Raw genomic sequence first — 23,676 nt, 5'->3', positions numbered from 1 at the left:
ACCGGGCGCGTCGTGGGGGAGGGGTCAGCGGATGCCCGACACCGGCGACCACTCGCCGGCGCACGCCGTCGCGCGCTCGACGTCGGCGAGGTCGTCGGGCTCGCCGGGGCCTCGCCGGCGGGCCTGCACCATCCCGGCGACGCTGACCAGCGCGACCGCGGCGGCCGCGCCGGCGCCGAGCAGCGCCACCCCGGTGAACGCCGACGCCCGGGGGAGGCCGGTGGCCGGGTCCAGCCCGGCGCCGAGCAGCGCGACGGTGAGCGTGCTGCCCGCCGCCTGGCCGACCGCGCGGGCGATGGAGTTGACCGCGTTGGCCACGCCGGTCTCGCTGCGCCGCACCGCCTGGACGACGAGGGTCGGCAGTGCCGCGTAGACCACGGTCACCCAGACCTGGGAGAGCAGGCCGGCGGTGATGACCTGCCAGGGCTCCGAGCGGGCCACGGCCAGCAGGACGAAGCCGGCCAGGCCCGCCGCCGACCCGGCGAGCAGGGTGGGCAGCGCGCCCAGCCGGTCGACGACCGTGCCGGCCACGGGCGCGAGCAGGATGCCGACCACGCCGCCGGGCAGCAGGTAGACGACCGCCGCCTCGAGCACCGAGGCGCCGAAGCCGTAGCCGGCGGCCGCGGGCGGCGTCTGCACGTACTGCATGACGACGAGGAAGGAGACGAACAGCCCGACGCCGGTCATCAGCCCGGCCAGGTTGGGCACGAGCATGCGCGGGTCGGTCAGCAGGCCCGGGCGGACCAGGGGCTGGGCCCGGCGCCGCTGCAGGAGCACCCACCCGGTGAGGACGACCAGCGCGCCCGCGGCGCAGCCGAGCGTCAGCGGCGAGGTCCAGCCCCAGGTGTTGCCCTGCGAGACGGGCAGGAGCAGCAGCACCAGCCCGACGCCGAGCACGACCGCGCCGGCCCAGTCGACGCGGCCGGTGGCCGTGGCGGGGCGGCGGGGGAGCAGCACGGCGGCCAGGACCAGGGACACCAGCGTCACGCCGAGGCCGATCCAGAAGGGCCGGCGGTAGTCGCCGCCGTCGCCGGTGAGCAGGCCGGCCGCGACCAGGCCCACCACCCCGCCGACGCCGAGGGTGCTGCTCACGACGGACATCGCCACGCTCAGCCGCTCCGGTGGGAGCTCCCGGCGCAGCACGCTGATCGACAGGGGGAACAACCCGTACGAGGAGCCCTGCAGCACGCGGGCCACCAGCAGCAGCGGCAGCGACTGCGTCACGATGGCCAGCAGGGTGCCCAGGGCGACGGCGACGAGGATCCCGAGGACCACCGGCCGCTCGCCCCGGGTGTCACCGAGCCGGCCCAGCACGGGGGTGAGGACGGCGGCGGCCAGGAGGTTGGCGGTGAGCACCCACCCGGCGGCCGCGGGGGAGACGCCGAGCTGCTCGCCGATCGGGCCCAGGACCGGGACCACCAGGCTCTGCAGCAGCGACAGCGTCGTCACACCGAGGGCGAGGGTCAGGACCAGCAGCGCGGGGCGCGTCGGGGTGGAGGGCGACACGACGCCGGTTCGGGCTGATCCGGGACCGGCGGGCACGGTGCGATGACACCATGCGCCGGCGGGAGGGGCCGCAGCAGGTCGGCCCCACCCCTCGGGGTGAGAACGGTCACCGCCGGTCAGGTGAACAACACGACACGACGATTGAGACGGCGCCGGACGGGGGACACAGTCCCTGACGACGTGCTGGCGGGTCGCGGACCCGGTAGCGGTGAGACGAGAGCAGGGGGACGTTCCTGATGGTGTTGTGGCCGGCTGTCGCCCTGGTCGGGTTCTTCGTCCTGACCGGACTGGTGATCGCGATGGGCACCTCGACGACCGCGCGCTACGAGCGCGAGCGGGCTGCGGCCTCCTCCGCTCCCGCCCGCACCGCCGCCGAGCCCGTGGGGGCACGGGTCGCCTGAGGCGCCCGCACCCTCCTGACCGACCGCGCCCCGCCGCTCCTGTCGCAGGAGCAGCGGGGCGCGGGTGTGTCCGGGCCCGCCTCCGGGCGCCGTCCTCCGTCAGAGCCAGGCGTCGGGGGTGTCGAGCACCGTCCGGTCCAGGGACTCCAGCAGGTCCAGCCACGTGTGCACCTTGGGCAGCTCCCAGCGCTGGAAGTACCGCGCCGCGGCCCGCTTGCCCTCGTGGAAGTCGCTGGTCTCGTCACGGGTGGCCAGCGCCTGCTCCAGCCACAGCCAGGCGACCACGGTGTGCCCGGCCGCCTCCAGGTAGGCGCTGGCGTTGGCCAGCGCGACCGCCGGGTCGCCGGGGCCCCACAGCGTGGCGGTGACCTGCACGAGCCGCTCGACGGCCGCGTCGACGTCGGCGGCGAGGTCGGCGAAGGGCGTCGCGGCCGCCCGCGCCGTCGTCGCGCCGATGGTCTCGGCGAGCAGCCGCAGCCCGGCCCCGCCGTGCATGGTGACCTTGCGGCCGAGCAGGTCGAGGGCCTGGATGCCGTTGGTGCCCTCGTGGATCGGGTTGAGCCGGTTGTCCCGGTAGAACTGCTCGACCGGGTAGTCGCGGGTGTAGCCGGCGCCGCCGTGCACCTGGATGGCCAGGTCGTCGGCCACCGGGCCCCACTGCGAGGGCCACGCCTTGGCGATCGGGGTCAGGGTGTCGAGCAGCAGGTGCGCCCGCTCGCGCTCGTCGGCGGTCTCCGCCGTCCGCTCCTCGTCGACCAGGCGGGCGCAGTACAGCCCCAGGGCCAGGCCGCCCTGCGCGTAGCTCTTGGCCGCCAGCAGCATGCGGCGCACGTCGGCGTGGTCGACCAGCCGCACCTGCGGCGAGGACGGGTCCTTGCTGCTGGCCGACCGGCCCTGCGTGCGGGTGCGCGCGTACTCCAGCGCGTGCAGGTAACCGGTGTAGCCGAGGACGGTCGCGCCCATCCCGACGCCGATCCGGGCCTCGTTCATCATGTGGAACATGTAGGAGAGCCCCTTGTGCGGCTCCCCGACCAGGTAGCCGACCGCGCCGGCCCGCCCGCCCGGGCGGTGCACGCCCTCGCCGAAGTTGAGCAGCGTGTTCGTCGTCCCGCGGTAGCCCATCTTGTGGTTGAGCCCGGCCAGGACGACGTCGTTGCGCTCGCCGACCGAGCCGTCGTCGGCGACCAGGTGCTTGGGCACGACGAACAGCGAGATGCCCTTCACGCCGGGCGGGCCGCCGGGGATCTTGGCCAGCACCAGGTGGACGATGTTCTCGGTGAGCTCGTGGTCGCCGGCCGAGATCCACATCTTGTTGCCGGTGAGCCGGTAGGTGCCGTCGTCCTGCGGCTCGGCCCGGGTGGTGATGTCGGCCAGCGAGGAGCCGGCCTGTGGCTCCGACAGCGCCATCGTGCCGAACCAGCGGCCCTCGAGCATGGGCCGGACGTAGGTGTCCTTCTGCTCCTGCGAGCCGTGCGCCAGCAGCAGCCGGGCGTTGCCCATGGTCAGGAACGGGTAGCTCGACGTCCCCACGTTGGCCGCCTTGAACCAGGCGAAGGCCGCCTGCCCGACGGTCTGCGGCAGCTGCATGCCGCCGTACTCCTCGTCGAAGGTGCCCGACATGATCCCGGACTCGCGGAACACCGCCAGCGCCTGCGCCACCTCGGGGATCATCTCGACCCGGCCGTCGACGAACCGCGGCTCGTTCTCGTCGGCCGTGCGGTTGTGCGGCGCGAAGTGCTCGGTGGCGATCTGCTGGGCGAGGTCCATCACCGCGTCGAATGTCTCGCGCGAGTGCTCCGCGTAGCGGGCCCGCTTGGTCAGCGTCTCGACCTCCAGCCACTCGTGGAGCAGGAAGTCCAGGTCGCGCCGGGACAGGATGAGCGAGGGGGACACGGCAGGCCTCCACGGACGACGGTGGCGAGGAGCGCGGGCGCGGCGCCCGACCGGACCACGATAGGCCGGGGGACGGCGCCGTCCGGTTGAGGAGCCGCGCGCGCCGGGTAGCCGTCCTGCGAGGGCGCCGGAGGGCGCCCGAGGGAGGACCCCATGGACCTGAACCAGGTGCTCGGCCGGGCGACCGGGCTGGCCTCGGGGGCCGGCGGGGCGCTGCTGCGGCGATTGCAGCACGTCCGCTTGCCCGGGGCCGGCCAGGCGTCGACGACCGACGACCCCGAGCGCGCCGCCCGCCGCTGGCGGGCGGTGACCGTGCTGCGCGACCCGGCCGACGTCGACCCCGCGGCCGGCCTGCCCGCACCGCTGGCCGCCCTCGGCGACCGCGTCGAGGTGCGGGTCACCCCGGCGCCCGGCGACCGCGGCACCGAGCTGGCCGCCCGCTACCGCGGCACGCCCACCGAGGACGAGGTCGGCGACCTGCGCGCGGCGCTGCGCGAGGCGAAGGCGCTGCTCGAGGTCGGCCAGGTGCTGCGGATGGAGCCGCAGCCGCACGGGAGGCGCGCGGCCACCCCGCAGGGTGCCGCGCTCGAGGGTGCCGCGCAGGCGGCGCCGAGGGAGGGCGTGCTGTGAGGGCGGCGACCTGGACCGGCGTCAACGAGGTGTCGGTGGAGACCGTCCCGGACCCGCAGATCCTCAACGACCACGACGTCATCCTGCGGGTCCGGCGGACGACGACCTGCGGCTCGGACCTGCACCTGCTCGGCGGCTACATCCCGGCGATGCGGGTCGGCGACGTGCTCGGCCACGAGTTCATGGGCGAGGTCGTGGAGGTCGGCTCGGCCGTCCGCGAGCGCCGCGTCGGTGACCGCGTCGTCGTCAACTCCTTCATCGCCTGCGGGCACTGCTGGTACTGCCGGCAGGAGCTCTACTCGCTGTGCGACAACGGCAACCCGAACCCGGGGATCACCGAGGGGCTGTGGGGGCAGAGCCCCGGCGGCTGCTTCGGCTACTCGCACGCGATGGGCGGGTTCGCCGGCAGCCACGCGGAGTACATCCGGGTGCCCTACGCCGACGTCGGCAGCTTCGTCATCCCCGAGGAGGTCAGCGACGAGCGGGCGCTGTTCGCCTCCGACGCGGTCTCCACCGGCTGGATGGGCGCGGACCTGGCCGGCACGAAGCCGGGGGACACCGTGGCCGTGTGGGGCGCCGGCGGCGTCGGGCAGATGGCCGCGCGGGCGGCGATGCTGCTGGGCGCCGAGCAGGTGTACGTGATCGACCGGCTGCCCGAGCGGCTGGCGCAGGTGCGGCAGCACGTGGGCGCCGAGGTCATCGACTACTCGACCACCGACGTGATGGCCGAGCTGCGCGAGCGCACCGGCGGCCGTGGCCCCGACGTCTGCATCGAGGCGGTCGGCATGGAGGCGCACAGCACCGGCGTCCACGGCGTGTACGACCAGGTCAAGCAGCAGCTGCGGCTGCAGACCGACCGGCCCGGCGCCGTCCGCGAGGCGATCATGGCGTGCCGCAAGGGCGGCAGCGTCTTCGTCCTGGGGGTGTTCGCCGGCCCGGTGGACAAGTTCCCGCTCGGTGCGGCCATGAACAAGGGGCTCACCCTCCGCGGCGCCCAGGTGCACGGGCAGCGCTACACCCCGCGGATCCTCGGGCACATGGCCCGCGGCGAGCTGGTGACCGAGCACCTGGCCACGCACGTCATGCCGCTGGAGGAGGCGCCGCGCGGCTACCGGATGTTCAAGGACAAGGAGGACGGCTGCGTCCGCGCCGTCTTCACGCCGTGACACCGATGGGCGGCCGGCTCACCCGCTGACCCCCGGCTGCGTGCACGGGACACGGGACGACCCGCCCCCGCGGCGTGCACGCGGCCGGTGATCGACGGCGCAGGACGACGAGAGGCCCCTCGCCGCGGGTGCGGGGAGGGGCCTCTGGCCGTGCGGACTCAGTCGCGCGGTCGGTCGCCGTCGTCGTGCAGGTGGTCGGCGGGGACGGACGCCAGGCCGCTGGGCCCGCTCCTCACCGCCTCGTGCCTGCCGGCGTGCCACCGGTGCTGGCCGACACTGTGCGCGCCGTCCCCGTGCGTGCCGTCCCCGTGCGTGCCGTCCCCGTGCGTGCCGCCGTCGGGGACGGCGTCCCCGGGCCGGCCGGCCGGCGGCGGGGTGGACGTCGGTGCCGCGGCACCCGCCGCCTGCGCCGCCTGCTCGCCGGCGTCCTCGGCCTCCGGGTCACCGGCCGTCTGGGCGGCCGCCTGACGCGCCTGGATGCCGGACTTGTTGCTCAGCGCCAGCTGCGGCAGGAAGAGGAACACGAAGAACCCGACCGCCGCCGCGGACGCCGCGATGAGGAAGACCAGGTCGATCGAGTCGGAGAAGCCGGTCTTGAACGGCAGCGCCAGGAACGAGGGCAGGTCCTGGATGAACGAGGTGTCCGACAGGTCCGAGCCGGCCTGCAGCTGACCGCTCTGCAGCGCCTCGGCCACCCGCGGGTCGGTTCCCGCGGCGGCGGTCAGCGACTGCTCGATCTCCACCGGCAGGCGGCTGAACAGCACCGACAGGAAGGCGGCCGTGCCGATCGTCGCGCCCATCTGCCGGAAGAACGTCACCGAGGAGGTGGCCACGCCCATCTGGCTCGGCGGCACGGCGTTCTGCACCGCGAGGACCGCGGGCTGGAAGTTGAAGCCCAGCCCGATGCCGAGCAGGACCATGAACGGCACCAGCGCCCAGATCGACGTCTCGGCGCCCACGACGAAGGACAGCGACAGCAGGGCCGCGGCCATCAGCACCGTGCCGGCCAGCGGGAAGACCCGGTACCTGCCGGTCTTGGAGATCGTGATGCCCGAGCTCATCGCGCCGATCATGATCCCGGCGACCAGCGGGATCATCTGCAGGCCGGCGACGGTGGCGCTGGAGCCGTGGACGATCTGCAGGTACTGGGGCAGCAGCAGCAGACCGCCGAACATGGCCGCGCCCACCACCACGCTGCCGAGGCTGGCGATGGTGAAGCTGCGGTTCCCGAACAGCCGCAGCGGCAGCAGCGCCTCGTCGCGGTAGGCCCGCTCGGCCAGCAGGAAGAGGACGAAGCCGATCGCGCCGATGGCGTAGCAGACCAGGGCACGGGTCGACGTCCAGCCCCAGGTGCGGCCCTGCTCGGCGATGACCAGCAGCGGCACGATGAAGGTGATCAGGGCCAGGGCGCCGGGCCAGTCGATGCGGTGGTGCTGGCGCTCGTGCGGCAGGTGCAGCACCCGGAAGACGGCGGCGAAGGCGAGGATCCCGAGGGGCACGTTGATCATGAAGATCCAGCGCCAGCCGGTGAGGCCCAGCAGGGAGCTCTGGCCGGCGAAGAACCCGCCGATGACCGGGCCGAGCACGCTGGAGGCGCCGAAGACGGCCATGAAGTAGCCCTGGTAGCGGGAGCGCTCCCGCGGCGGCACGATGTCACCGATGATCGCCAGGGCCAGCGACATCAGCCCCCCGGCGCCGATGCCCTGCACCGCCCGGAAGGCGGCCAGCTCGTACATCGAGCTCGCGATGCCGCACAGCACCGAGCCGGCGACGAAGACGGCGATGGCGAACAGGTAGAAGGGCCGCCGGCCGTAGATGTCGGAGAGCTTGCCGTACAGCGGGGTGCTGATCGTGGAGGTGATCAGGAAGGCCGTCGTCGCCCAGGCCTGCAGGTCGTAGCCCTGCAGGTCGTCGGCGATGGTGCGGATGGCGGTGGAGACGACGGTCTGGTCGAGCGCCGCGAGGAACATCGCGACCATCAGCCCGGCGACGATCGTGAGGATCTGCCGGTGCGTGAAGGCGCCGTCCTCCGCGGGAGCGGCAGCCGCCGCGCGGGCGTCCTTGCGCTCGGCCGCGCTGGTGCGGGTGGTCTGGGTCATGAGCTCTCTCTCGGAGACGGGGCGGCCGGCACGGCGGTGGGCTCGCTCGGCAGGGAGGCGGCGAGGTCGTCGACGAAGCGGGCGAACAGCGAGGTGAGCGTGCGGAGGTCCTCCGGGGACCAGTCCGCCGTCACCCGGGCCAGGTGGGCCTCGCGCTCGGCGCGCAGCTGCTCCAGGGCCACCCGTCCGGCGTCGGTGACGACGAGGAGGCTGGCCCGGCCGTCGGTCGCGTCGGCCACGCGGCGCACCAGCCCCTGCTCGATGAGGACGGCCACGTGGCGGCTCACGGTGGACGGGTCGGCGTGCACCAGCTCCGCGAGGGCGCCCTGCCGGAGGGGACCCAGCCGGACCAGCGGGAACATCAGGACCAGTGCGGCGCGGTCGCGGCCCTCGGTGGCCTGCGCCTTCACCGCGTGGACCACGCGCATGAAGCGCGGGAGCTGCTCGCCGAGGGTGCGCAGCTCCGGCGTCCGGTCGTCGGCCGGTGCCGTCGCACGGGGCGCAGGGGGAGGGGGCGGCACGGGTCCTCCGGGCGGCGAGGCGGAACAGGAACACGTGCACGGTACAACCTGTTGTCCGTACCAAGCAAACAGTTGTACGGCGCATGCAAGCGAGGCGGCGCACGTCGGGGCGGGCGCGTGCGGTGGGACCCTGGAGGGGGAACACCCGTCAGCAGGACGGTCATCCCCCGTGGCGTCCCCGTACCGGAGCGCCGAGCGCCCGACCACCGCCGGCGCCGAGGAACGACGAGGAGACCCGCGTGAGCACCCCGCCCGACGACCTGCGTGCGCGCCTGGCCGGGCTCACCCTCGACGACGAGCACCGGCTCGGCCGCCGGCTCGACGCCCTGCGCCGCACGAGGGACGCCGCGGCGCGCGGGCGGGCGCTCGAGAAGCTCGCCGCCGACGTCGCCGCGGCCGAGGAGCGCATCGCCCGGCGCCGCGCCGCCCTCCCGGTGGTCAGCTACCCGGAGCAGCTGCCGGTCAGCGCGCGCCGCGAGGACATCGCCGCCGCGCTGCGCGACTCCCAGGTGGTCGTCGTCGCCGGCGAGACCGGCTCGGGCAAGACGACCCAGCTGCCCAAGATCGCCCTGGAGCTGGGCCGCGGGGTGCGCGGACGGATCGGGCACACCCAGCCGCGGCGGATCGCCGCGCGCACCGTGGCCGAGCGCATCGCCGAGGAGCTCGGCACGCCGCTGGGCGGCGCGGTGGGCTGGAAGGTCCGGTTCACCGACCAGGTCGGCGACGGGACGCTGGTCAAGCTGATGACCGACGGCGTCCTGCTGGCCGAGATCGCCCGCGACCGCATGCTGCGCCAGTACGACACGCTCATCGTCGACGAGGCGCACGAGCGGAGCCTCAACATCGACTTCCTGCTGGGCTACCTCGCCCAGCTGCTGCCGCGCCGGCCCGACCTCAAGGTCGTCATCACCTCGGCCACGATCGACGTCGACCGGATCGCCAAGCACTTCTCCGTCGACGGCGCCGACGTGCCCGTCGTCGAGGTGAGCGGCCGCACGTACCCGGTGGAGGTCCGCTACCGCCCCGTCGTCGACCCCGACGCCCCCGAGGGCGACCCCGCCGCCGACCCAGACCGCGACCAGGTCACCGCGATCGGCGACGCCGTCGAGGAGCTGGCGCACGAGGGCCCGGGCGACGTGCTGGTCTTCCTGGCCGGCGAGCGCGAGATCCGCGACACCGCCGACGCCCTGACCGAGCGCTTCCCCGGCGTCGAGGTGCTGCCGCTCTACTCGCGGTTGTCGGCCGCCGACCAGCACCGGGTCTTCCAGCCGCACACCGGCCGGCGGGTCGTGCTCGCCACGAACGTCGCCGAGACGTCGCTGACCGTGCCCGGCATCCGCTACGTCGTCGACCCCGGCACCGCGCGGATCTCCCGGTACAGCGCGCGCACCAAGGTGCAGCGGCTGCCCATCGAGCCGGTCAGCCAGGCCTCGGCCCGTCAGCGCTCCGGCCGCTGCGGCCGCGTCGCCGAGGGCATCGCCATCCGGCTCTACACGGAGGCGGACTTCGAGAGCCGGCCGGAGTACACCGACCCCGAGATCCTGCGCACCAGCCTGGCCTCCGTGCTGCTGCAGATGGCCGCGTTGGACCTGGGCGCCGTGGAGGACTTCCCGTTCGTCGACCCGCCGGACCGGCGCGCCGTCGCCGACGGCCGCGCGCTGCTGGAGGAGCTGGGTGCGCTCGACGACCGCGGCCACCTGACCCCGACCGGCCGGGCGCTGGCGCAGCTGCCGCTGGACCCGCGGCTGGGCCGCATGGTGGTCGAGGCCGACCGGCGCGGTGTGCTGGAGGAGGTGCTGGTGATCGCCGCGGGCCTGACGATCCAGGACCCGCGCGAGCGGCCCGCCGAGCACCAGCAGGCCGCCGACGCCGCGCACGCCCGCTTCGCCGACGAGCACTCCGACTTCCTCACCCTGCTCAACCTCTGGCGGTACCTGGCCGAGCAGCAGGAGGCGCTGTCCGGCAGCGCGTTCCGCCGGACGGTCAAGCGCGAGTTCCTGCACTACCTGCGGATCCGCGAGTGGCAGGACCTGCACGGTCAGCTGCGTGGCACCGCCCGCCGTCTCGGCATGACCCTCGGCGAGCCGGCCGCCGAGCCCGACGAGCGCGGCATCACCACCGCGCTGCTGGCGGGACTGCTCTCGCAGGTCGGCCTGCAGGTCGAGGACGCCAAGCGGCGGGACGGCGACCGGCGGCGCGGGAGCCGCGAGTACCTCGGCGCCCGCGGCGCCCGGTTCGTCATCGCCCCCGGCACCCCGCTGGCGAGGAAGCCGCCGCGCTGGGTCGTGGCCGCCGAGCTGGTCGAGACCAGCCGGCTGTTCGCCCGGACCGTGGCCCGCACCGACCCCGAGGAGGTCGAGCGGCTGGCCGCCCACCTGGTGAGGCGCGAGCACTCCGAGCCGCGGTGGGACGTGAAGCGCGGCTCCGTCGTCGCCACCGAGCGGGTCACCCTCTACGGCATCCCGCTGGTCGTCGGCCGGCGGGTGCAGTACGGCTCGATCGACCCGGTCGTGTCCCGGGAGCTGTTCATCCGGCACGCGCTGGTGCAGGGCGAGTGGACGACGCACCACCGGTTCTGGGCCGACAACCAGCGGGCGCTGCAGCAGGTGGCCGAGCTCGAGGAGCGGGCCCGCCGCCGCGACATCCGGGTCGACGACGAGACGGTCTTCGAGCTCTACGACGCGCGGATCCCGGCCGACGTCGTCTCCACCCGGCACTTCGACCGGTGGTGGAAGACCGCGCGCCGGGAGACCCCGGACCTGCTGACCTTCACGCCGGAGATGCTCACCAACGCCGCCACCGCCGGGCAGGTGCGCGTCGAGGACTTCCCGGACGAGGTGCCGCTGACGCAGGGGCTGACGCTGCCGCTGTCCTACGCCTTCGCGCCCGGCAGCCCGCGGGACGGCGTCACCGTCGACGTCCCGCTCGCGGTGCTCGACACCGTGGCCGAGCGGACGTCGGGGGAGTCGCTGGCCTTCACCGTGCCCGGGCTGCGGGGGGAGCTGGTGACCGCGCTGCTGCGCACGCTGCCCAAGCAGCTGCGCCGGGCGCTGGTGCCCATCCCGGACCGGGTCCGCGAGGTGCTGCCGCGGATCGCCCCCACCGAGCCGCTGCTGCCGGCGCTGGAGCGCGAGCTGCGGCGGGCGGCGGGCGTCGTCGTCCCGCCGGACGCCTGGCACCCGGAGCAGGTGCCCGACCACCTCCGGGCCACGTTCCGCGTGGTCGACGAGCGCAACCGCACGCTGGCGCAGGGCAAGGAGCTCGCCGCGCTGCGCGCCGCGGTGGCCCCGCAGGCGCGGGCCAGCCTGGCCGCGGCGGCGTCGGACGTCGAGCGCACCGGGCTCACCGCCTGGACCATCGGGGACCTCCCGCGCACCGTCGAGGTACGCCGCGGCGGGCACGTGGTCACCGCCCACCCGGCGCTGGTCGACGAGGGGGCGACGGTCGGTGTCCGGGTGGTGTCCACCGAGGTCGAGGCGACCCGGCTGACCTGGCGCGGCGCGCGCCGGCTGCTGGTGCTCGCCGCGGGGTCGCCCACGCGGCAGGTGGTCAAGGGCCTGTCCCCGACGACCCGGCTGGCGCTGCAGTTCAACCCGGACGGCGAGATCCCCGCGCTGGTCGACGACTGCGTCGACGCCGCCGCCGACGAGCTGCTCGCCGCCGCGGGCGGGCCCCCGCGCGAGGAGGCCGCCTTCACCGCGCTGGTGCAGACCGCCCGCGCGCAGCTGCTGCCGCTGACCGCCGACACCGTGCGCCGGGTCGAGGCGGTGCTCACCCAGGCCCGCGAGGTCGCCGTCGCCATCGGTGCGGCGCCGGGCCGGCGGGTGCCCGAGGCGGCGGTCGCCGACCTGCGCCGCCAGATGGGCGGCCTGCTGCACCGCGGGTTCGTCGCCGCGGCCGGCCGGCGCCGGCTGCCCGACCTCGTCCGCTACCTCAGGGGCATGGCGTACCGCCTGGAGAAGCTGCCGGCCAACGCCGTCCGCGACGAGCTGGCGATGCGGCAGGTGGCCGCGGTGACCGCCGAGTACGAGCAGCTGCGCCGGCAGGTGCCCTCCACGGGAGCCCCGGACGACCCGGTCACCCGCGTCCGCTGGATGATCGAGGAGCTGCGGGTCAGCCTGTTCGCGCAGGTGGTCGGCACGCCCCGGCCGGTGTCGGAGCAGCGGGTCTACAAGGCGATCGACGCGCTGACCGCCTAGCGGTCTCAGCCGGCGGCGGCCGCCTCGTCCGCGGCCCCCTCGGCCTCGGTTCGGGAGCCCTCGCGCAGCAGGGCGGAGACCCGCTGGCGGGTGACGCCGAACAGCGAGGCGATGCGGTCGGTGCTCACCCGCTCGTCCTGCAGCGCGCGGGCCTGCGCCCGCCGCCAGGACGACCCGGCGCCGGAGAGGGCCGAGAGCACCGTGGTGATCCGCTCGACGACGAGCGGGCGCGCCTCGGCGCTGACGATCTCCAGCCGGCTGTGCCCCGCCCGGCGCTCGGCCAGCAGCTGCTCGGCGCGCTCCCGCGCGCCCTGCAGCTCGACGGCGCACCGGTCGATCTCGTGCAGCAGCTGCTCGAGGGCCAGGGACGCCGTGTCCCCGCTTTCCCGGGCACCCGGGCCCCGCGGTCCTCCGTCGCCCCCGGTCCGTCCGTGCCAGAGTGCACCGCCGCTCCCCGCGCCGCCGAAGGTGTCCCCCACCGGATCGGTTGCACACTACCGGGTTCACCCCCACGGGACGTGCACGGGGCGTGACGTGCAACGGGGTCGGCCATCCGGCCGGTGGTCGGGGAGCGGCGGGGTGACCAGCCGCGCCGGCGGGGCGTGCAGATCGTCGAGGCGATCGCCGACCCCTGGGGCGTCGAGGACGCCGACGGCGGCGAGCGGGCCTGGTTCGTCCCCGGGCCGGGGGACGGCCGAGCCGCGCCCCGGGCTCGGGCCGGGGTTTGGGTCCGGAGGCCTCCGGGGAGGGCTGGGAGGACCGAACACGCCCGACGGAGGAGACGCGATGAGCGAGCCCACCAGCCACACCGAGGCCGCCGGCGAGGGCCTGAGCGACGAGGAGATGGTCGAGACCGTCGCCGGCCAGACCGACAGCGCCTCGGGTCACGCCTACAAGGCCGGCAAGGACTGGGACGGCGACGCCAGCCAGACGCCCGCGCCGCCGGACACCGACGCCTGACCGGCTCCCCGGCCTGACGCCGCCACCTCCCGCCCGGGGCGCCCGGGCGGGAGGCGCACGCGCCGGCGAGGTCCCCGGCCGGGCTGGCGGACCGGCAACCCGCCGGAGATAGTGGGCCGAGTCACTCGCTGTCCCGGCGGAAGGTCCGTGCATGAGCATCCTCGGCACCCGCGTGGTCCGCACCGAAGACCCGCTGTTCCTCACCCGCGGGGCGACCTACACCGACGACCTGACCGACGAGCGGCTCACCGGAGCCCTGCACGCGACCTTCGTGCGGTCCACCGTCGCCCACGGGCGGCTGCTGTCGGTCGACGCCTCCGCCGCCCTGGAGGCGCCGGGCGTGGTGGCGGTCGTGACGGCGCAGGACGTCGCCGACCTCGCGCCGATCCCGCCGCCCTTCCCCTTCATCAACCCCGCGATGACCCGGCCCTGGCTGGCGTCGGACCGCGTCCGGTTCGTCGGCGACCCGGTCGCCGTCGTCCTCACCGAGGAGCGGTACCAGGGCGAGGACGCCGCCGAGATGGTCGCGGTCGACATCGACCCGCTGCCCGCCGTCGTCGGCACCGCGGCAGCGGCCTCCGACGAGGTGCTGCTGTTCCCCGAGGCGGGCACCAACGTCATGGCCTCCTTCGGCGATCCCGCGCCGGCGGACTTCTTCGACGGCTGCGAGGTCGTCGTCACCCAGGCGATGGTCAACCAGCGGGTCGCCCCGGTGCCGCTGGAGGGCCGGGCCGCAGCCGCCGCCTGGAGCGAGGACGGCCGGGTCACCGTCTGGTGCACCAACCAGGGCGCCCAGCAGGCCCGGGGGCAGTTCGGGGACTGGCTGGAGATGGACCCCGACCTGATCCACCTGATCACCCCGGACGTCGGCGGGGGCTTCGGCGCCAAGATCGGTGCCGACCCCGAGTACGCCTTCGTCGCCTGGCTGGCCAAGCACGTCGGCCGGCCGGTGCGATGGGCGGAGAGCCGCTCGGAGAACCTGATCGGCATGCTCCACGGCCGGGGCCAGGACCAGGTGGTCACCGTCGGCGGGCGGCGGGACGGCACGATCGAGGCCTACAGCATCGTGTTCGACCAGGACTGCGGCTCCTATCCGCGGATCGGTGCGGTGCTGCCCACCCTGACCATGCTCATGGCCCCCGGCGTCTACGGCTTCCCCAAGGTGCACGCCCAGGCGCGCGCCCTGGCCACCACGACGACGTCCATCGGCGCCTACCGCGGTGCCGGCCGGCCGGAGGCGACCGCGGCGCTGGAGCGGGCGGTCGACCTGTTCGCCGCGGAGATCGGCACGGACCCGGCCGACGTGCGCCGGAAGAACCTGCTGCCGGCGTTCAGCGAGCCGCACACCACCCCGACGGGCGCCACCTACGACACCGGCGACTACACCGTGGCGCTGGACAAGGCGCTGGAGGCCGCCGGCTACGCGGAGCTGCGGGCCGAGCAGGCCCGGCGGCGGGAGCGCGGCGACGTCCGTCAGCTGGGCATCGGGATGTCGGTGTACGTCGAGATCACCGGGGCCGACAACGGCGCCGGGACCGGCGAGGCCGCCTCCCTGGAGGTCCACCCGGACGGCACCGCGACGGTGCTCACCGGCACCTCGCCGCACGGCCAGGGGCACGCCACCGCGTGGGCGATGATCGCCAGCGACCAGCTCGGCATCCCGATCGAGAAGATCAGCGTCGTGCACGGCGACACCGACCGGGTACCGCAGGGCGGCGGCACGATGGGCTCGCGCAGCCTGCAGCAGGGCGGCGCGGCCGTGCACCAGGCGGCCGGCGAGCTCGTCGACCTGGCCAGGCAGCGCGCCGCGGAGAAGCTGGAGGTCGCCCCCGAGGACCTCGTCGTCGACCTGGGTCTGGCCGGGCTCGCCGTCCGCGGGACGCCCGGGACGGGCATCACCTTCGCCGAGCTGGCCGCCGACGAGCAGCTGCTGGTGCAGACCAGGTTCACCGCCGCGGCCCCGACGTTCCCCTTCGGCGCCCACGTGGTGGTCGTGGAGGTGGACGTCGAGTCCGGCAAGGCCGAGGTCACCCGGCTGATCGCGGTCGACGACGCCGGGACCATCCTCAACCCGCTGCTGGCCGAGGGGCAGCGGCACGGCGGCTACGCCCAGGGGGTGGCGCAGGCGCTGCTGGAGGAGGTCCTCTACGACGAGGACGGCAACCCGACGACCTCGACGCTGGCCGACTACCCGTTCGTCTCCGCCACCGAGCTGCCGAGCTTCGAGCTGGTGGAGATGGCCACGCCGACCCCGATGAACGCGCTCGGCGCGAAGGGCATCGGTGAAGCCGGGACGATCGGCGCCACCCCGGCCGTGCAGAACGCCGTCATCGACGCCGTGGCCCACCTCGGCGTCCGTCACATCGACATGCCCACCACCCCGATGCGGGTGTTCCGGGCCGTCCAGCAGGCCCGGGGAGGCAGCTGATGCAGGTATCGATCACCGTCAACGGACAGCCGCGCACCGACGAGGTGGAGCCGCGGCTGCTGCTGGCGCACTACCTGCGCGAGGTGCGGGGGCTGACGGCCACCAACATCGGCTGCGACACGACGTCGTGCGGGGCGTGCACCGTCGTCGTGGACGGGCTGACCGTCAAGAGCTGCACGGTGCTGGCGGTCCAGACCGACGGCGGGCAGGTCACCACGCTCGAGGGCCTGGCCGGACCGGACGGCGAGCTGCACCCCGTGCAGCGGGCCTTCCGCGAGGAGCACGGCCTGCAGTGCGGGTTCTGCACGCCCGGCATGGTCATGGCGGCGATCGGCGTCCTGGCCGACAACCCCGACCCCAGTGACCGCGAGGTCCGCGAGGGTCTGGAGGGCAACCTCTGCCGGTGCACCGGCTACCACAACATCGTGCGAGCGGTGCAGGCCGCCGCCAAGGCCGGCCCGGCCGCCGGCCAGGTCCCCCAGGCGCAGGAGGTCCAGGCATGACCGGGCTCGCGAGGTCGTCGACGAGCACAGCATCCCGGGTCACGAGCCCGACGAGCGCCAGCGAGGAGGGCGAGTGATCCCCTCGCCGTTCGACTACGTGCGGGTGCAGTCGGTCGACGAGGCCGTCGCCGCGCTCACCGAGCACGGCGAGGACGCCAAGCTGCTCGCCGGCGGGCACTCGCTGCTGCCGATCATGAAGCTGCGGCTGGCCGTCCCCACCGTGCTGATCGACATCGGCGGCATCAGGGACCTGTCCTACGTCCGGGTCGAGGGCGACGAGGTCGCCATCGGTGCGGGGACCCGGCACCACGAGCTGGAGGGGGACGCCGTCGCCGCGGCGGAGGTGCCGATCCTGCCGTACGTGGCCGGCCAGGTCGGCGACCCGCAGGTGCGCCACCGGGGGACCCTCGGCGGGACCGTCGCGCACAGCGACCCGGCGTCGGACCTGCCGACGGCGCTGCTCGCCCTGGGCGGCACCGTGGTCGTGCAGGGTCCCGACGGGCGCCGCGAGATCCCGATCACGGAGTTCTGGCTCGGCTTCTTCGAGACCGCGCTGCAGGCCGACGAGCTGATCGTCGAGGTCCGGGTGCCGCGGACCGGCTCGGCCGGGTGGGCCTACGAGAAGTTCACCCGCCGGGCCAACGACTGGCCGATCGTGGCCGTGGCCGCGGTCGAGGGCCGGGTGGCGCTGGCCAACATGGCGGGCTCGGTCGTCCGGGCCACCGCCACCGAGGAGGCCCTGGCCCGCGGCGCCTCGATCGAGGAGGCCGCGGCGCTGGCCGACCAGGACACCAGTCCCGGCGCGGACATGCACGCCGACCAGGAGTACCGCCGGCACCTGGCCCGGCTGCTCACCCGGCGGGCGCTGGAGAGGGCGTCCGGGGGAGCCGCAGCCACCGCGGCCTGACGAAGGACCCTCCTGCCCCCCACCGCTCGCAGGCTCGCGGCGGGCCCCTGCAGGAGGGCCTCAGCCGCGGTGGGGTGGCAGCATCCCGGCGCCGACGGTGGCGTTGGTGGCCTCGTCGACCAGGATGAAGCGCCCGGTGACCCGGTTGCGGTTGTAGTCGTCGACGAACAGCGGCTGCGTGGTGCGCAGCCTCACCCGGCCGATGTCGTTGAGGCCCAGCTCCGTGGCCTCCGCGTCACGGTGCAGCGTGTTGACGTCGAGCCGGTAGGTCAGCTCCTTGACCATCCCGCGCACGGTGCGGGTGGTGTGCTTGACCGCCAGTCGCTGACGCGGGCGCAGCGGCTCGTCGGCCATCCAGCAGACCAGGGCGTCGAGGTCCTGCGTCACCTGCGGCGCGTTGCCCGGGCGGCTGATCAGGTCGCCGCGGGAGACGTCGAGGTCGTCGGAGAGCCGCACGGTGACCGCCATGGGCGGGAACGCCTCGTCGACCGGGCCCCGCGGGCCGTCGATCGCCGCGATCGTCGTCGCCAGCCCGCTGGGCAGCACCAGCACCTCGTCGCCGACCCGCAGCACCCCGCTGCCCACGGTGCCGGCGTAGCCGCGGTAGTCGTGGTGGGCGTCGGACTGCGGCCGGACGACGTACTGCACCGGGAAGCGGACGTCGACGAGGTTGCGGTCGCTGGCCACGTGCACGTGCTCGAGGTGGTGCAGCAGCGAGGGCCCCTGGTACCAGGGCGACCGGTCCGACCGGGTGACGACGTTGTCGCCGTGCAGTGCCGAGATCGGGACGACGGTCAGGTCGGGGACGTCGAGCTTGGCGGCGAACGCGCTGAACTCGTCGGCGATGGCGTCGTAGGTCGACTGCGACCAGTCGACGAGGTCCATCTTGTTCACCGCGACCACCAGGTGCGGCACCCGCAGCAGCGAGGCGAGGAAGGCGTGCCGCCGGCTCTGCTCGAGCATCCCCCGGCGGGCGTCGACGAGCACGATCGCCAGGTCGGCGGTCGAGGCGCCGGTCACCATGTTGCGCGTGTACTGCACGTGGCCCGGGGTGTCGGCCAGGATGAAGGTGCGCCGCGGGGTGCTGAAGTACCGGTAGGCGACGTCGATGGTGATGCCCTGCTCGCGCTCGGCGCGCAGGCCGTCGGTGAGCAGCGCCAGGTCGACGTAGTCGCCCTTGCTCGCCCGCTCGATGGCCTCGTACTGGTCCTCGAAGACCGCCTTGCTGTCGTAGAGCAGCCGGCCGATGAGGGTGCTCTTGCCGTCGTCGACCGAGCCCGCGGTGGCGATGCGGAGGATGTCCTTGCGCGCCGTCGCGAGCTCGGCCGCCTGCTCGGCGGCGGGGGAGTGGACGTCGACGACTGGCTCGGACACGCCCCCCATCATCCCCGTCGGGAGCGGACGGCAGCGTCCGGGGCCGGAGTGGGGGACGCTGGTGTGAGCAGGGCCACCGGGTCCGCGGGGAGGGGTGGGCGTGGGCGGCTTGGTGTTCCTGGTGCCGGTGCTGCTGGTCGTGTCGCTCGGCTACGCCGTCACCTACGTGGTCGCCGAGGCGCTGGGCATCGCCGCGCCCGAGGCGGTGGCCTGGCCGGCCGGGCTGCTGCTGTTCGCCGTCACCGCCTGGGCGGGACTGCGGTGGCACCGCCGCCGCCGGCGCAGGCGAGGTCCGCTCAGAAGTAGCCCTCCTTCTTCCGGTCCTCCATCGCCGCGTCGCTGACCTTGTCGTCGCCGCGGGTGGCGCCGCGCTCGGTCATCCGGGTCACCGCGATCTCGGCGATGACCTCCTCGACCGTCGTCGCCCGCGAGCGCACCGCGGCGGTGAGGTTGGCGTCGCCCACCGTGCGGTAGCGCACCGTCTCGCGGAGGACGCGCTCGCCCTCGCGCGGCTGCACGAACTCGTTGACCGCGTACAGCATCCCCTGCCGCTCGACGACCTCCCGCTCCTGCGCCAGGTACAGCGGCGGGATCGCGATGTCCTCGCGCAGGACGTACTGCCAGATGTCGAGCTCGGTCCAGTTCGACAGCGGGAAGACGCGGATGGACTCGCCGAGGTGGATCCGCCCGTTGTAGAGGTCCCACAGTTCCGGGCGCTGGTTCTTCGGGTCCCACTGGCCGAACTCGTCGCGGAAGGAGAACACCCGCTCCTTGGCGCGCGCCTTGTCCTCGTCGCGCCGCGCGCCGCCGAACAGCGCGGTGAAGCCGTGCTCCTCGACCGCGTCGAGCAGCACCGGCGTCTGGATGCGGTTGCGGGAGCCGTTGGGCTCCTCCTTGACCAGGCCCCGCGCGATCGCGTCGGGCACCGAGGCCACCACCAGCTGCACGCCGAGCTCGGCGACGCGCTTGTCGCGGAACTCCAGGACGTCGGGGAAGTTCAGGCCGGTGTCGACGTGCATCACCGGGAACGGGATGCGCGCCGGGGCGAAGGCCTTGCGGGCCAGCTCCAGCATGACGATGGAGTCCTTGCCGCCGGAGAACAGCAGCACCGGGCGCTCGAGCTCGGCGGCCACCTCGCGGATCACGTGGATGGACTCCGCCTCCAGCGTCTCCAGCTGGGTGAGCCGGTAGTCGGGAGTGGTCACCCCTCCAGTGTCGGCCATGCCGCCGGGGGCGCCGGTCCCGGCCCCCGTGTCGCGGGCCTCAGCGCACCGCGGCGAGCAGGCCGGCGGCCAGCTCCGGGCGGCACACCAGCAGGTCGGGCAGCGACGGGTCGGGCTCGTTGTAGCGCAGCGGGGAGCCGTCCAGCCGCAGCGCGGTCAGCCCCGCGGCCAGGGCGACGGCGACCGGCGCGGCGGAGTCCCACTGGTACATGCCGCCGGCGTGCACGTAGGCGTCGACCTCGCCGCGCACCACGGCCGTCGTCTTCCAGCCGGCCGAGCCCAGCGGCACCAGCTCGCCGCCGACCGCCTCCGCCGCCGCGGCGGCCTGCGCGGGCGGGCGGGTGCGGCTGACGGCGATCCGCGGCGGCCGGGCCGTGGCCGGCGGCGGCGCGGGCGCGGGGTCGGTGACCAGCACCTCGCCGACGGCGGGCAGCGCCACCGCCGCGGCGGAGAGCGCGCCGCCGGCCCACAGCGCCACGTGGACGGCGAAGTCGGTCCGGTCCGTCTCGCCGTACTCGCGGGTGCCGTCGAGCGGGTCGACGATCCACACCCGCCCGGCGGACAGCCGGCTGCGGTCGTCGGCGGCCTCCTCGCTGAACACGACGTCGTCCGGTCGGTGCTCGGCCAGCACGCCGGTGATGGCCGTCTGCGCCGCGGCGTCCCCGGCGTCGCCGAGGGCGCGGCCGCTCAGCCCGCCGGAGCGCAGCTCCAGCAGCACGCCGGCGGCCGCCCGTGCGGCGGCGGCGGCGACCTCGACGTCCCTCATGCCCCGGTTCCCGACGGCGCCGTGGCGTCGGTCGGGCGCGACGGCGGGGCGTGCCGGCCGGAGGCGTCGGTGATCTCCGCGAAGTAGGACGCGCGCAGCTCCTCGCGGGGCAGCACGAACAGGCCGCGTGCCTCGACCAGCGGGGTGTCCGGCGCCGAGGCCGGCGCGATCGTGCCGGTGACGACCGCCTTGCGGCCGGCGTGCTCGGTCACCCGGGCGCGCAGGAGCACCGGGGTGTCCAGCGGCACCGGCCGGCGGTAGTCCAGCTCCAGGCGGGCGGTCATGCCCCACAGCCCCGCGCGGATGGCGGCCGCGCCGAGCGCCTGGTCCATCACCAGGCCGCTCATCCCGCCGTGCAGGAACCCCGGCGGGCCCTCGTAGGCCAGCCCGAAGGAGGTCTCGGCGACCACGTCGCCGTCCGCCCCGTCCGCGGTCGCCGAACGGAAGAGGACGGGTGGGGCCAGCGCGCTGCCCACCCCGCTCACCGGGTTGTAGACGCGCCGGAAGGCGACCGGGTCGTCGAGCACCGGCAGCCGGGTGGCCGGGCGGGTGCTCGCGGCCAGCCGCTCGCGGGCCGCGCGGACGACGGCGGCGACCTCGTGCAACTCGGCGGCCGGGACGGTGGTGCGCACCGACGCGTCCACCAGGCCGCGCAGGGCCTCGCCCAGGTCGGCGACGGCCGCCATCAGCTCGGGGTCGTAGGGGGCACCCTCGACGTCAGAGGTCACCCGCGGACGGTAGCCCGGAGGGCTCGCGCGGCAGCCCGGCGGGCTCCCCCGGGAAGGGGACGCCGGCGTCCGGGACGACCGGGCCGGAGCGCGGCAGCCGGACGGTGAAGGTGGCGCCCTGGCCGGGGGCGGTGGTCAGGGCGACGTCGCCGCCGTGCGCGGCCACCAGCGAGGACACGATCGCCAGGCCCAGGCCGGTGCCCCCGACCGCCCGGTTGCGCGAGGGGTCGGCCCGGTAGAAGCGCTCGAAGACGCGGGCGGCGTCCTCCGGGGGCATGCCGGGGCCCTCGTCGGCCACCCGCAGCACCACCCGGTCGCCGCCGTCGCTGGTGTCCTCGCCGATCGAGACGGTCACCCGGGCCGTGGGCGGGGTGTGCACCAGCGCGTTGGTCACCAGGTTGCCCACCACCTGGCGCAGCCGCGCCTCGTCGCCGAGCACGACCGGCACCTCGGTGAGCGAGTCCTCCAGCGTCAGGCCGACGGGCCGGTCCGGCTGCAGCACCCGCGCGTCGTGGACGGCGTCACCGGCGACCTCGGCCAGGTCGACGGGGGTCAGCGAGAGCGGCCGCTGCTGGTCGAGGCGGGCCAGCTGCAGCAGGTCCTCGACCAGCACGCCCATCCGGGCGCCCTCGCTCTCGATGCGCTGCATCAGCCGGGCGGTCTCCTCGGGAGTGCCGACCGCGCCCTGCCGGTAGAGCTCGGCGAACCCGCGGATCGAGGTCAGCGGGGTGCGCAGCTCGTGGCTGGCGTCCGCCACGAAGCGGCGCATCCGCTCCTCGGAGGCGCGGGCCTGCTCCTCGGAGGCCTGCTGGGCGCGGAACGCGCTCTCGATGCGGCCGAGCATCCCGTTGATGGCCTGCGACAGCCGGCCGACCTCGGTGCGGCCGTCGCCGGTGGGCACCCGCTGCGACAGGTCGCCGGCCGCGATCGCCTGCGCGGTGCGCTCGACGGAGGCCAGCGGGCGCAGGCTGTTGCGCACCAGCCAGTGGCCGGCCAGCCCCAGCACGGCCAGCACGACCAGGCCGACGACGACCTCGATGGCCACCAGCCGGCCGATCACCCGGTCGTCGCGGTCGAGGTCGCTGCCGGCGACCAGGGTCACGCCGCTGGGCAGCTGCGTGGCGACGAGCCGCCAGGCGGAGTCCCCGTCGGCCGACTCCACCGTGGTGATCGGCGGACCACCGGGCCCGCGCCGGCCGGCGTCGTCGGCGATGGCGGCCACCTCGTCGGCGTCGAGCTCGGGCAGGTCGCCGTCCGACGGCGGCCCGGCGATCACGACCGGTCGATCGCCGCCGGGCAGGAGGCACGCGAGGTAGGTGCCCGGACCACCGTAGCGCCGCGGGGGCTCGACCAGGCAGGTCGTGGTCAGGAAGCCCGGGGCATCGCGGTACTGGTTCAGGGTGCCCACCAGCTCCTCGTCCTGCTGCTGGTCGAGGTAGCGGTGCAGCAGCGAGGCGGCGGCCACCCCCGTGGCGGTGAGCGCGACCGCGACCAGCACCAGCAGCAGCGCGACCAGCGTGATCCGCAGCGGCACCCGCGGGAGGCGGACGCCGTCGCGGGACGGACCGGTCGCCGTGCTCACGCGCCGCGCGGCAGGCGCAGGGTGTAGCCCACCCCGCGGATGGTGTGCAGCAGGCGCGGCTCGGTGGTGTCGACCTTGCGCCGCAGGTAGGAGATGTAGGACTCGACCACGTTGGCCTCGCCGTTGAAGTCGTAGTTCCACACGTGGTCGAGGATCTGCGCCTTCGACAGCACCCGCCCGGCGTTGGCCATCAGGTAGCGCAGCAGCTTGAACTCCGTCGGCGAGAGGCTGACCACCTCGCCGGCCTTGACCACCTCGTGCGACTCCTCGTCGAGCTCGATGTCGGCGAAGGTCAGCCGCGGGCTCTCGGCGGCGCGCTGCGGGCCGGTGCTGCGCCGCAGCACCGCCCGGATCCGCGCCAGCACCTCGTCGAGGCTGAAGGGCTTGGTCACGTAGTCGTCGCCGCCGAGGGTGAGACCGGAGACCTTGTCCTCGGCCGCGTCCCGCGCGGTGAGGAAGAGCACCGGCGTGTGCCGGCCGCTCTCGCGCAGCCGCCGGACGACGCCGAAGCCGTCCAGCCCCGGCATCATCACGTCGAGCACGAGCAGGTCGGGCCGGAAGGACGACGCCAGCGTCAGGGCCTGCTGCCCGTCGGACGCCGTCACGACCTCGAAACCGGCGTAGCGGAGGCTGGCCGACAGCAGCTCGCGGATGTTGGGCTCGTCGTCGACCACCAGGAGGCGTGCCTCCGGGGTCGTGCTCCGTGCGCTGCGGGTCCCCGTCACGACCTCTCCCGTGGGACGCCTGGCTGCCGTCGTCATGGTCCCAGGTTCTGCCCGCGTGCTGGCGC

The 23,676-nt window shown here is 74.9% G+C and carries 20 protein-coding genes; 9 read left to right on the top strand and 11 right to left on the bottom strand.

The features are described 5' to 3' along the window. Nucleotides 1-24: 24 nt before the first annotated feature. On the bottom strand, nt 25-1,506 hold the full coding sequence (locus tag JOD57_RS10000; RefSeq protein ID WP_204691892.1) for an MFS transporter: 1,482 nt from the start codon (nt 1,504-1,506) through the stop codon (nt 25-27). A 236-nt stretch (nt 1,507-1,742) separates the two neighbouring features. Between JOD57_RS10000 and JOD57_RS09995 the strand changes: the two genes are divergently transcribed. Continuing rightward, nucleotides 1,743-1,907 (top strand): hypothetical protein, encoded by a 165-nt coding sequence (locus tag JOD57_RS09995; protein ID WP_204691891.1) that lies wholly within the window; start codon nt 1,743-1,745, stop codon nt 1,905-1,907. Nucleotides 1,908-2,006: 99 nt separating this feature from the next. On the opposite strand, the gene JOD57_RS09990 is transcribed toward JOD57_RS09995, so the two are convergent. Beyond that, the gene (locus JOD57_RS09990; RefSeq protein WP_204691890.1) at nt 2,007-3,800 is read right to left on the bottom strand and encodes an acyl-CoA dehydrogenase; all 1,794 of its coding nucleotides are present in this window, start codon (nt 3,798-3,800) and stop codon (nt 2,007-2,009) included. Between the two features lie 153 nt (nt 3,801-3,953). On the opposite strand from JOD57_RS09990, the gene JOD57_RS09985 reads away from it, so the two are divergent. Continuing rightward, nucleotides 3,954-4,430, top strand: coding sequence for a hypothetical protein (locus JOD57_RS09985; RefSeq protein WP_204691889.1), 477 nt, complete (start codon nt 3,954-3,956; stop codon nt 4,428-4,430). After that, complete coding sequence (locus JOD57_RS09980; protein WP_204691888.1) at nt 4,427-5,596, top strand: zinc-dependent alcohol dehydrogenase; 1,170 nt, start codon at nt 4,427-4,429, stop codon at nt 5,594-5,596. Before JOD57_RS09985 ends, JOD57_RS09980 begins: the two co-directional genes overlap by 4 nt. A 158-nt stretch (nt 5,597-5,754) precedes the next feature. On the opposite strand, the gene JOD57_RS09975 is transcribed toward JOD57_RS09980, so the two are convergent. Together JOD57_RS09975 and JOD57_RS09970 are read right to left on the bottom strand one after the other, a co-directional pair. Continuing rightward, a complete protein-coding gene (locus JOD57_RS09975) occupies nt 5,755-7,695 on the bottom strand; it encodes an MDR family MFS transporter (protein WP_204691887.1) in 1,941 nt (646 codons plus the stop codon). After that, nucleotides 7,692-8,216, bottom strand: coding sequence for a MarR family winged helix-turn-helix transcriptional regulator (locus tag JOD57_RS09970; RefSeq protein WP_307824589.1), 525 nt, complete (start codon nt 8,214-8,216; stop codon nt 7,692-7,694). The genes JOD57_RS09975 and JOD57_RS09970 overlap by 4 nt, the downstream gene beginning before the upstream one ends. A 239-nt stretch (nt 8,217-8,455) precedes the next feature. Here JOD57_RS09970 and hrpA point away from each other — a divergent pair, with 239 nt between their 5' ends. Then, the gene (gene hrpA, locus JOD57_RS09965; protein ID WP_204691886.1) at nt 8,456-12,415 is read left to right on the top strand and encodes an ATP-dependent RNA helicase HrpA; all 3,960 of its coding nucleotides are present in this window, start codon (nt 8,456-8,458) and stop codon (nt 12,413-12,415) included. Between the two features lie 5 nt (nt 12,416-12,420). Here the strand turns inward: hrpA and JOD57_RS09960 are convergent, their stop codons facing one another. Then, on the bottom strand, nt 12,421-12,894 hold the full coding sequence (locus JOD57_RS09960; protein ID WP_307824588.1) for a hypothetical protein: 474 nt from the start codon (nt 12,892-12,894) through the stop codon (nt 12,421-12,423). Between the two features lie 307 nt (nt 12,895-13,201). On the opposite strand from JOD57_RS09960, the gene JOD57_RS09955 reads away from it, so the two are divergent. The 4 genes from JOD57_RS09955 (at nt 13,202) to JOD57_RS26800 (ending at nt 17,213) form a co-directional block, all read left to right on the top strand. Beyond that, nucleotides 13,202-13,375 (top strand): hypothetical protein, encoded by a 174-nt coding sequence (locus JOD57_RS09955; RefSeq protein WP_204691885.1) that lies wholly within the window; start codon nt 13,202-13,204, stop codon nt 13,373-13,375. A 151-nt stretch (nt 13,376-13,526) separates the two neighbouring features. Then, the gene (locus JOD57_RS09950) at nt 13,527-15,803 is read left to right on the top strand and encodes a xanthine dehydrogenase family protein molybdopterin-binding subunit (RefSeq protein ID WP_204691884.1); all 2,277 of its coding nucleotides are present in this window, start codon (nt 13,527-13,529) and stop codon (nt 15,801-15,803) included. Continuing rightward, nucleotides 15,803-16,306, top strand: coding sequence for a (2Fe-2S)-binding protein (locus JOD57_RS09945; RefSeq protein ID WP_204691883.1), 504 nt, complete (start codon nt 15,803-15,805; stop codon nt 16,304-16,306). Before JOD57_RS09950 ends, JOD57_RS09945 begins: the two co-directional genes overlap by 1 nt. Before the next feature lie 73 nt (nt 16,307-16,379). Continuing rightward, nucleotides 16,380-17,213, top strand: a complete 834-nt coding sequence (locus JOD57_RS26800; protein WP_204691882.1) for an FAD binding domain-containing protein — start codon at nt 16,380-16,382, stop codon at nt 17,211-17,213. A 60-nt stretch (nt 17,214-17,273) separates the two neighbouring features. On the opposite strand, the gene JOD57_RS09935 is transcribed toward JOD57_RS26800, so the two are convergent. Then, on the bottom strand, nt 17,274-18,587 hold the full coding sequence (locus tag JOD57_RS09935; RefSeq protein WP_307824587.1) for a sulfate adenylyltransferase subunit 1: 1,314 nt from the start codon (nt 18,585-18,587) through the stop codon (nt 17,274-17,276). Between the two features lie 100 nt (nt 18,588-18,687). Here JOD57_RS09935 and JOD57_RS09930 point away from each other — a divergent pair, with 100 nt between their 5' ends. Beyond that, nucleotides 18,688-18,930 carry a hypothetical protein gene (locus JOD57_RS09930; RefSeq protein WP_204691881.1) on the top strand — a complete coding sequence of 81 codons (243 nt, stop codon included), beginning with the start codon at nt 18,688-18,690 and terminating at the stop codon, nt 18,928-18,930. Here JOD57_RS09930 and cysD read toward each other — a convergent pair. The 5 genes from cysD to JOD57_RS09905 are packed head-to-tail and all read right to left on the bottom strand — an operon-like array spanning nt 18,884 to nt 23,611. Beyond that, nucleotides 18,884-19,792, bottom strand: coding sequence for a sulfate adenylyltransferase subunit CysD (gene cysD / locus JOD57_RS09925; protein ID WP_443667585.1), 909 nt, complete (start codon nt 19,790-19,792; stop codon nt 18,884-18,886). The genes JOD57_RS09930 and cysD overlap by 47 nt on opposite strands. Before the next feature lie 58 nt (nt 19,793-19,850). After that, on the bottom strand, nt 19,851-20,576 hold the full coding sequence (locus JOD57_RS09920) for an inositol monophosphatase family protein (protein ID WP_204691879.1): 726 nt from the start codon (nt 20,574-20,576) through the stop codon (nt 19,851-19,853). Then, complete coding sequence (locus tag JOD57_RS09915; RefSeq protein WP_204691878.1) at nt 20,573-21,304, bottom strand: PaaI family thioesterase; 732 nt, start codon at nt 21,302-21,304, stop codon at nt 20,573-20,575. The genes JOD57_RS09920 and JOD57_RS09915 overlap by 4 nt, the downstream gene beginning before the upstream one ends. Continuing rightward, nucleotides 21,294-22,886: a sensor histidine kinase gene (locus tag JOD57_RS09910; RefSeq protein WP_204691877.1), complete on the bottom strand. Its 1,593-nt coding sequence runs from the start codon at nt 22,884-22,886 to the stop codon at nt 21,294-21,296. The genes JOD57_RS09915 and JOD57_RS09910 overlap by 11 nt, the downstream gene beginning before the upstream one ends. Continuing rightward, on the bottom strand, nt 22,883-23,611 hold the full coding sequence (locus JOD57_RS09905; RefSeq protein ID WP_307824586.1) for a response regulator transcription factor: 729 nt from the start codon (nt 23,609-23,611) through the stop codon (nt 22,883-22,885). Before JOD57_RS09905 ends, JOD57_RS09910 begins: the two co-directional genes overlap by 4 nt. Nucleotides 23,612-23,676 lie beyond the last annotated feature (65 nt).

The sequence above is a fragment of the Geodermatophilus bullaregiensis genome, assembly GCF_016907675.1.
Taxonomy (GTDB): domain Bacteria; phylum Actinomycetota; class Actinomycetes; order Mycobacteriales; family Geodermatophilaceae; genus Geodermatophilus; species Geodermatophilus bullaregiensis.
Note: the sequence above shows the minus strand (reverse complement) of the source record. Positions and strands in the feature narration are given on the sequence as shown.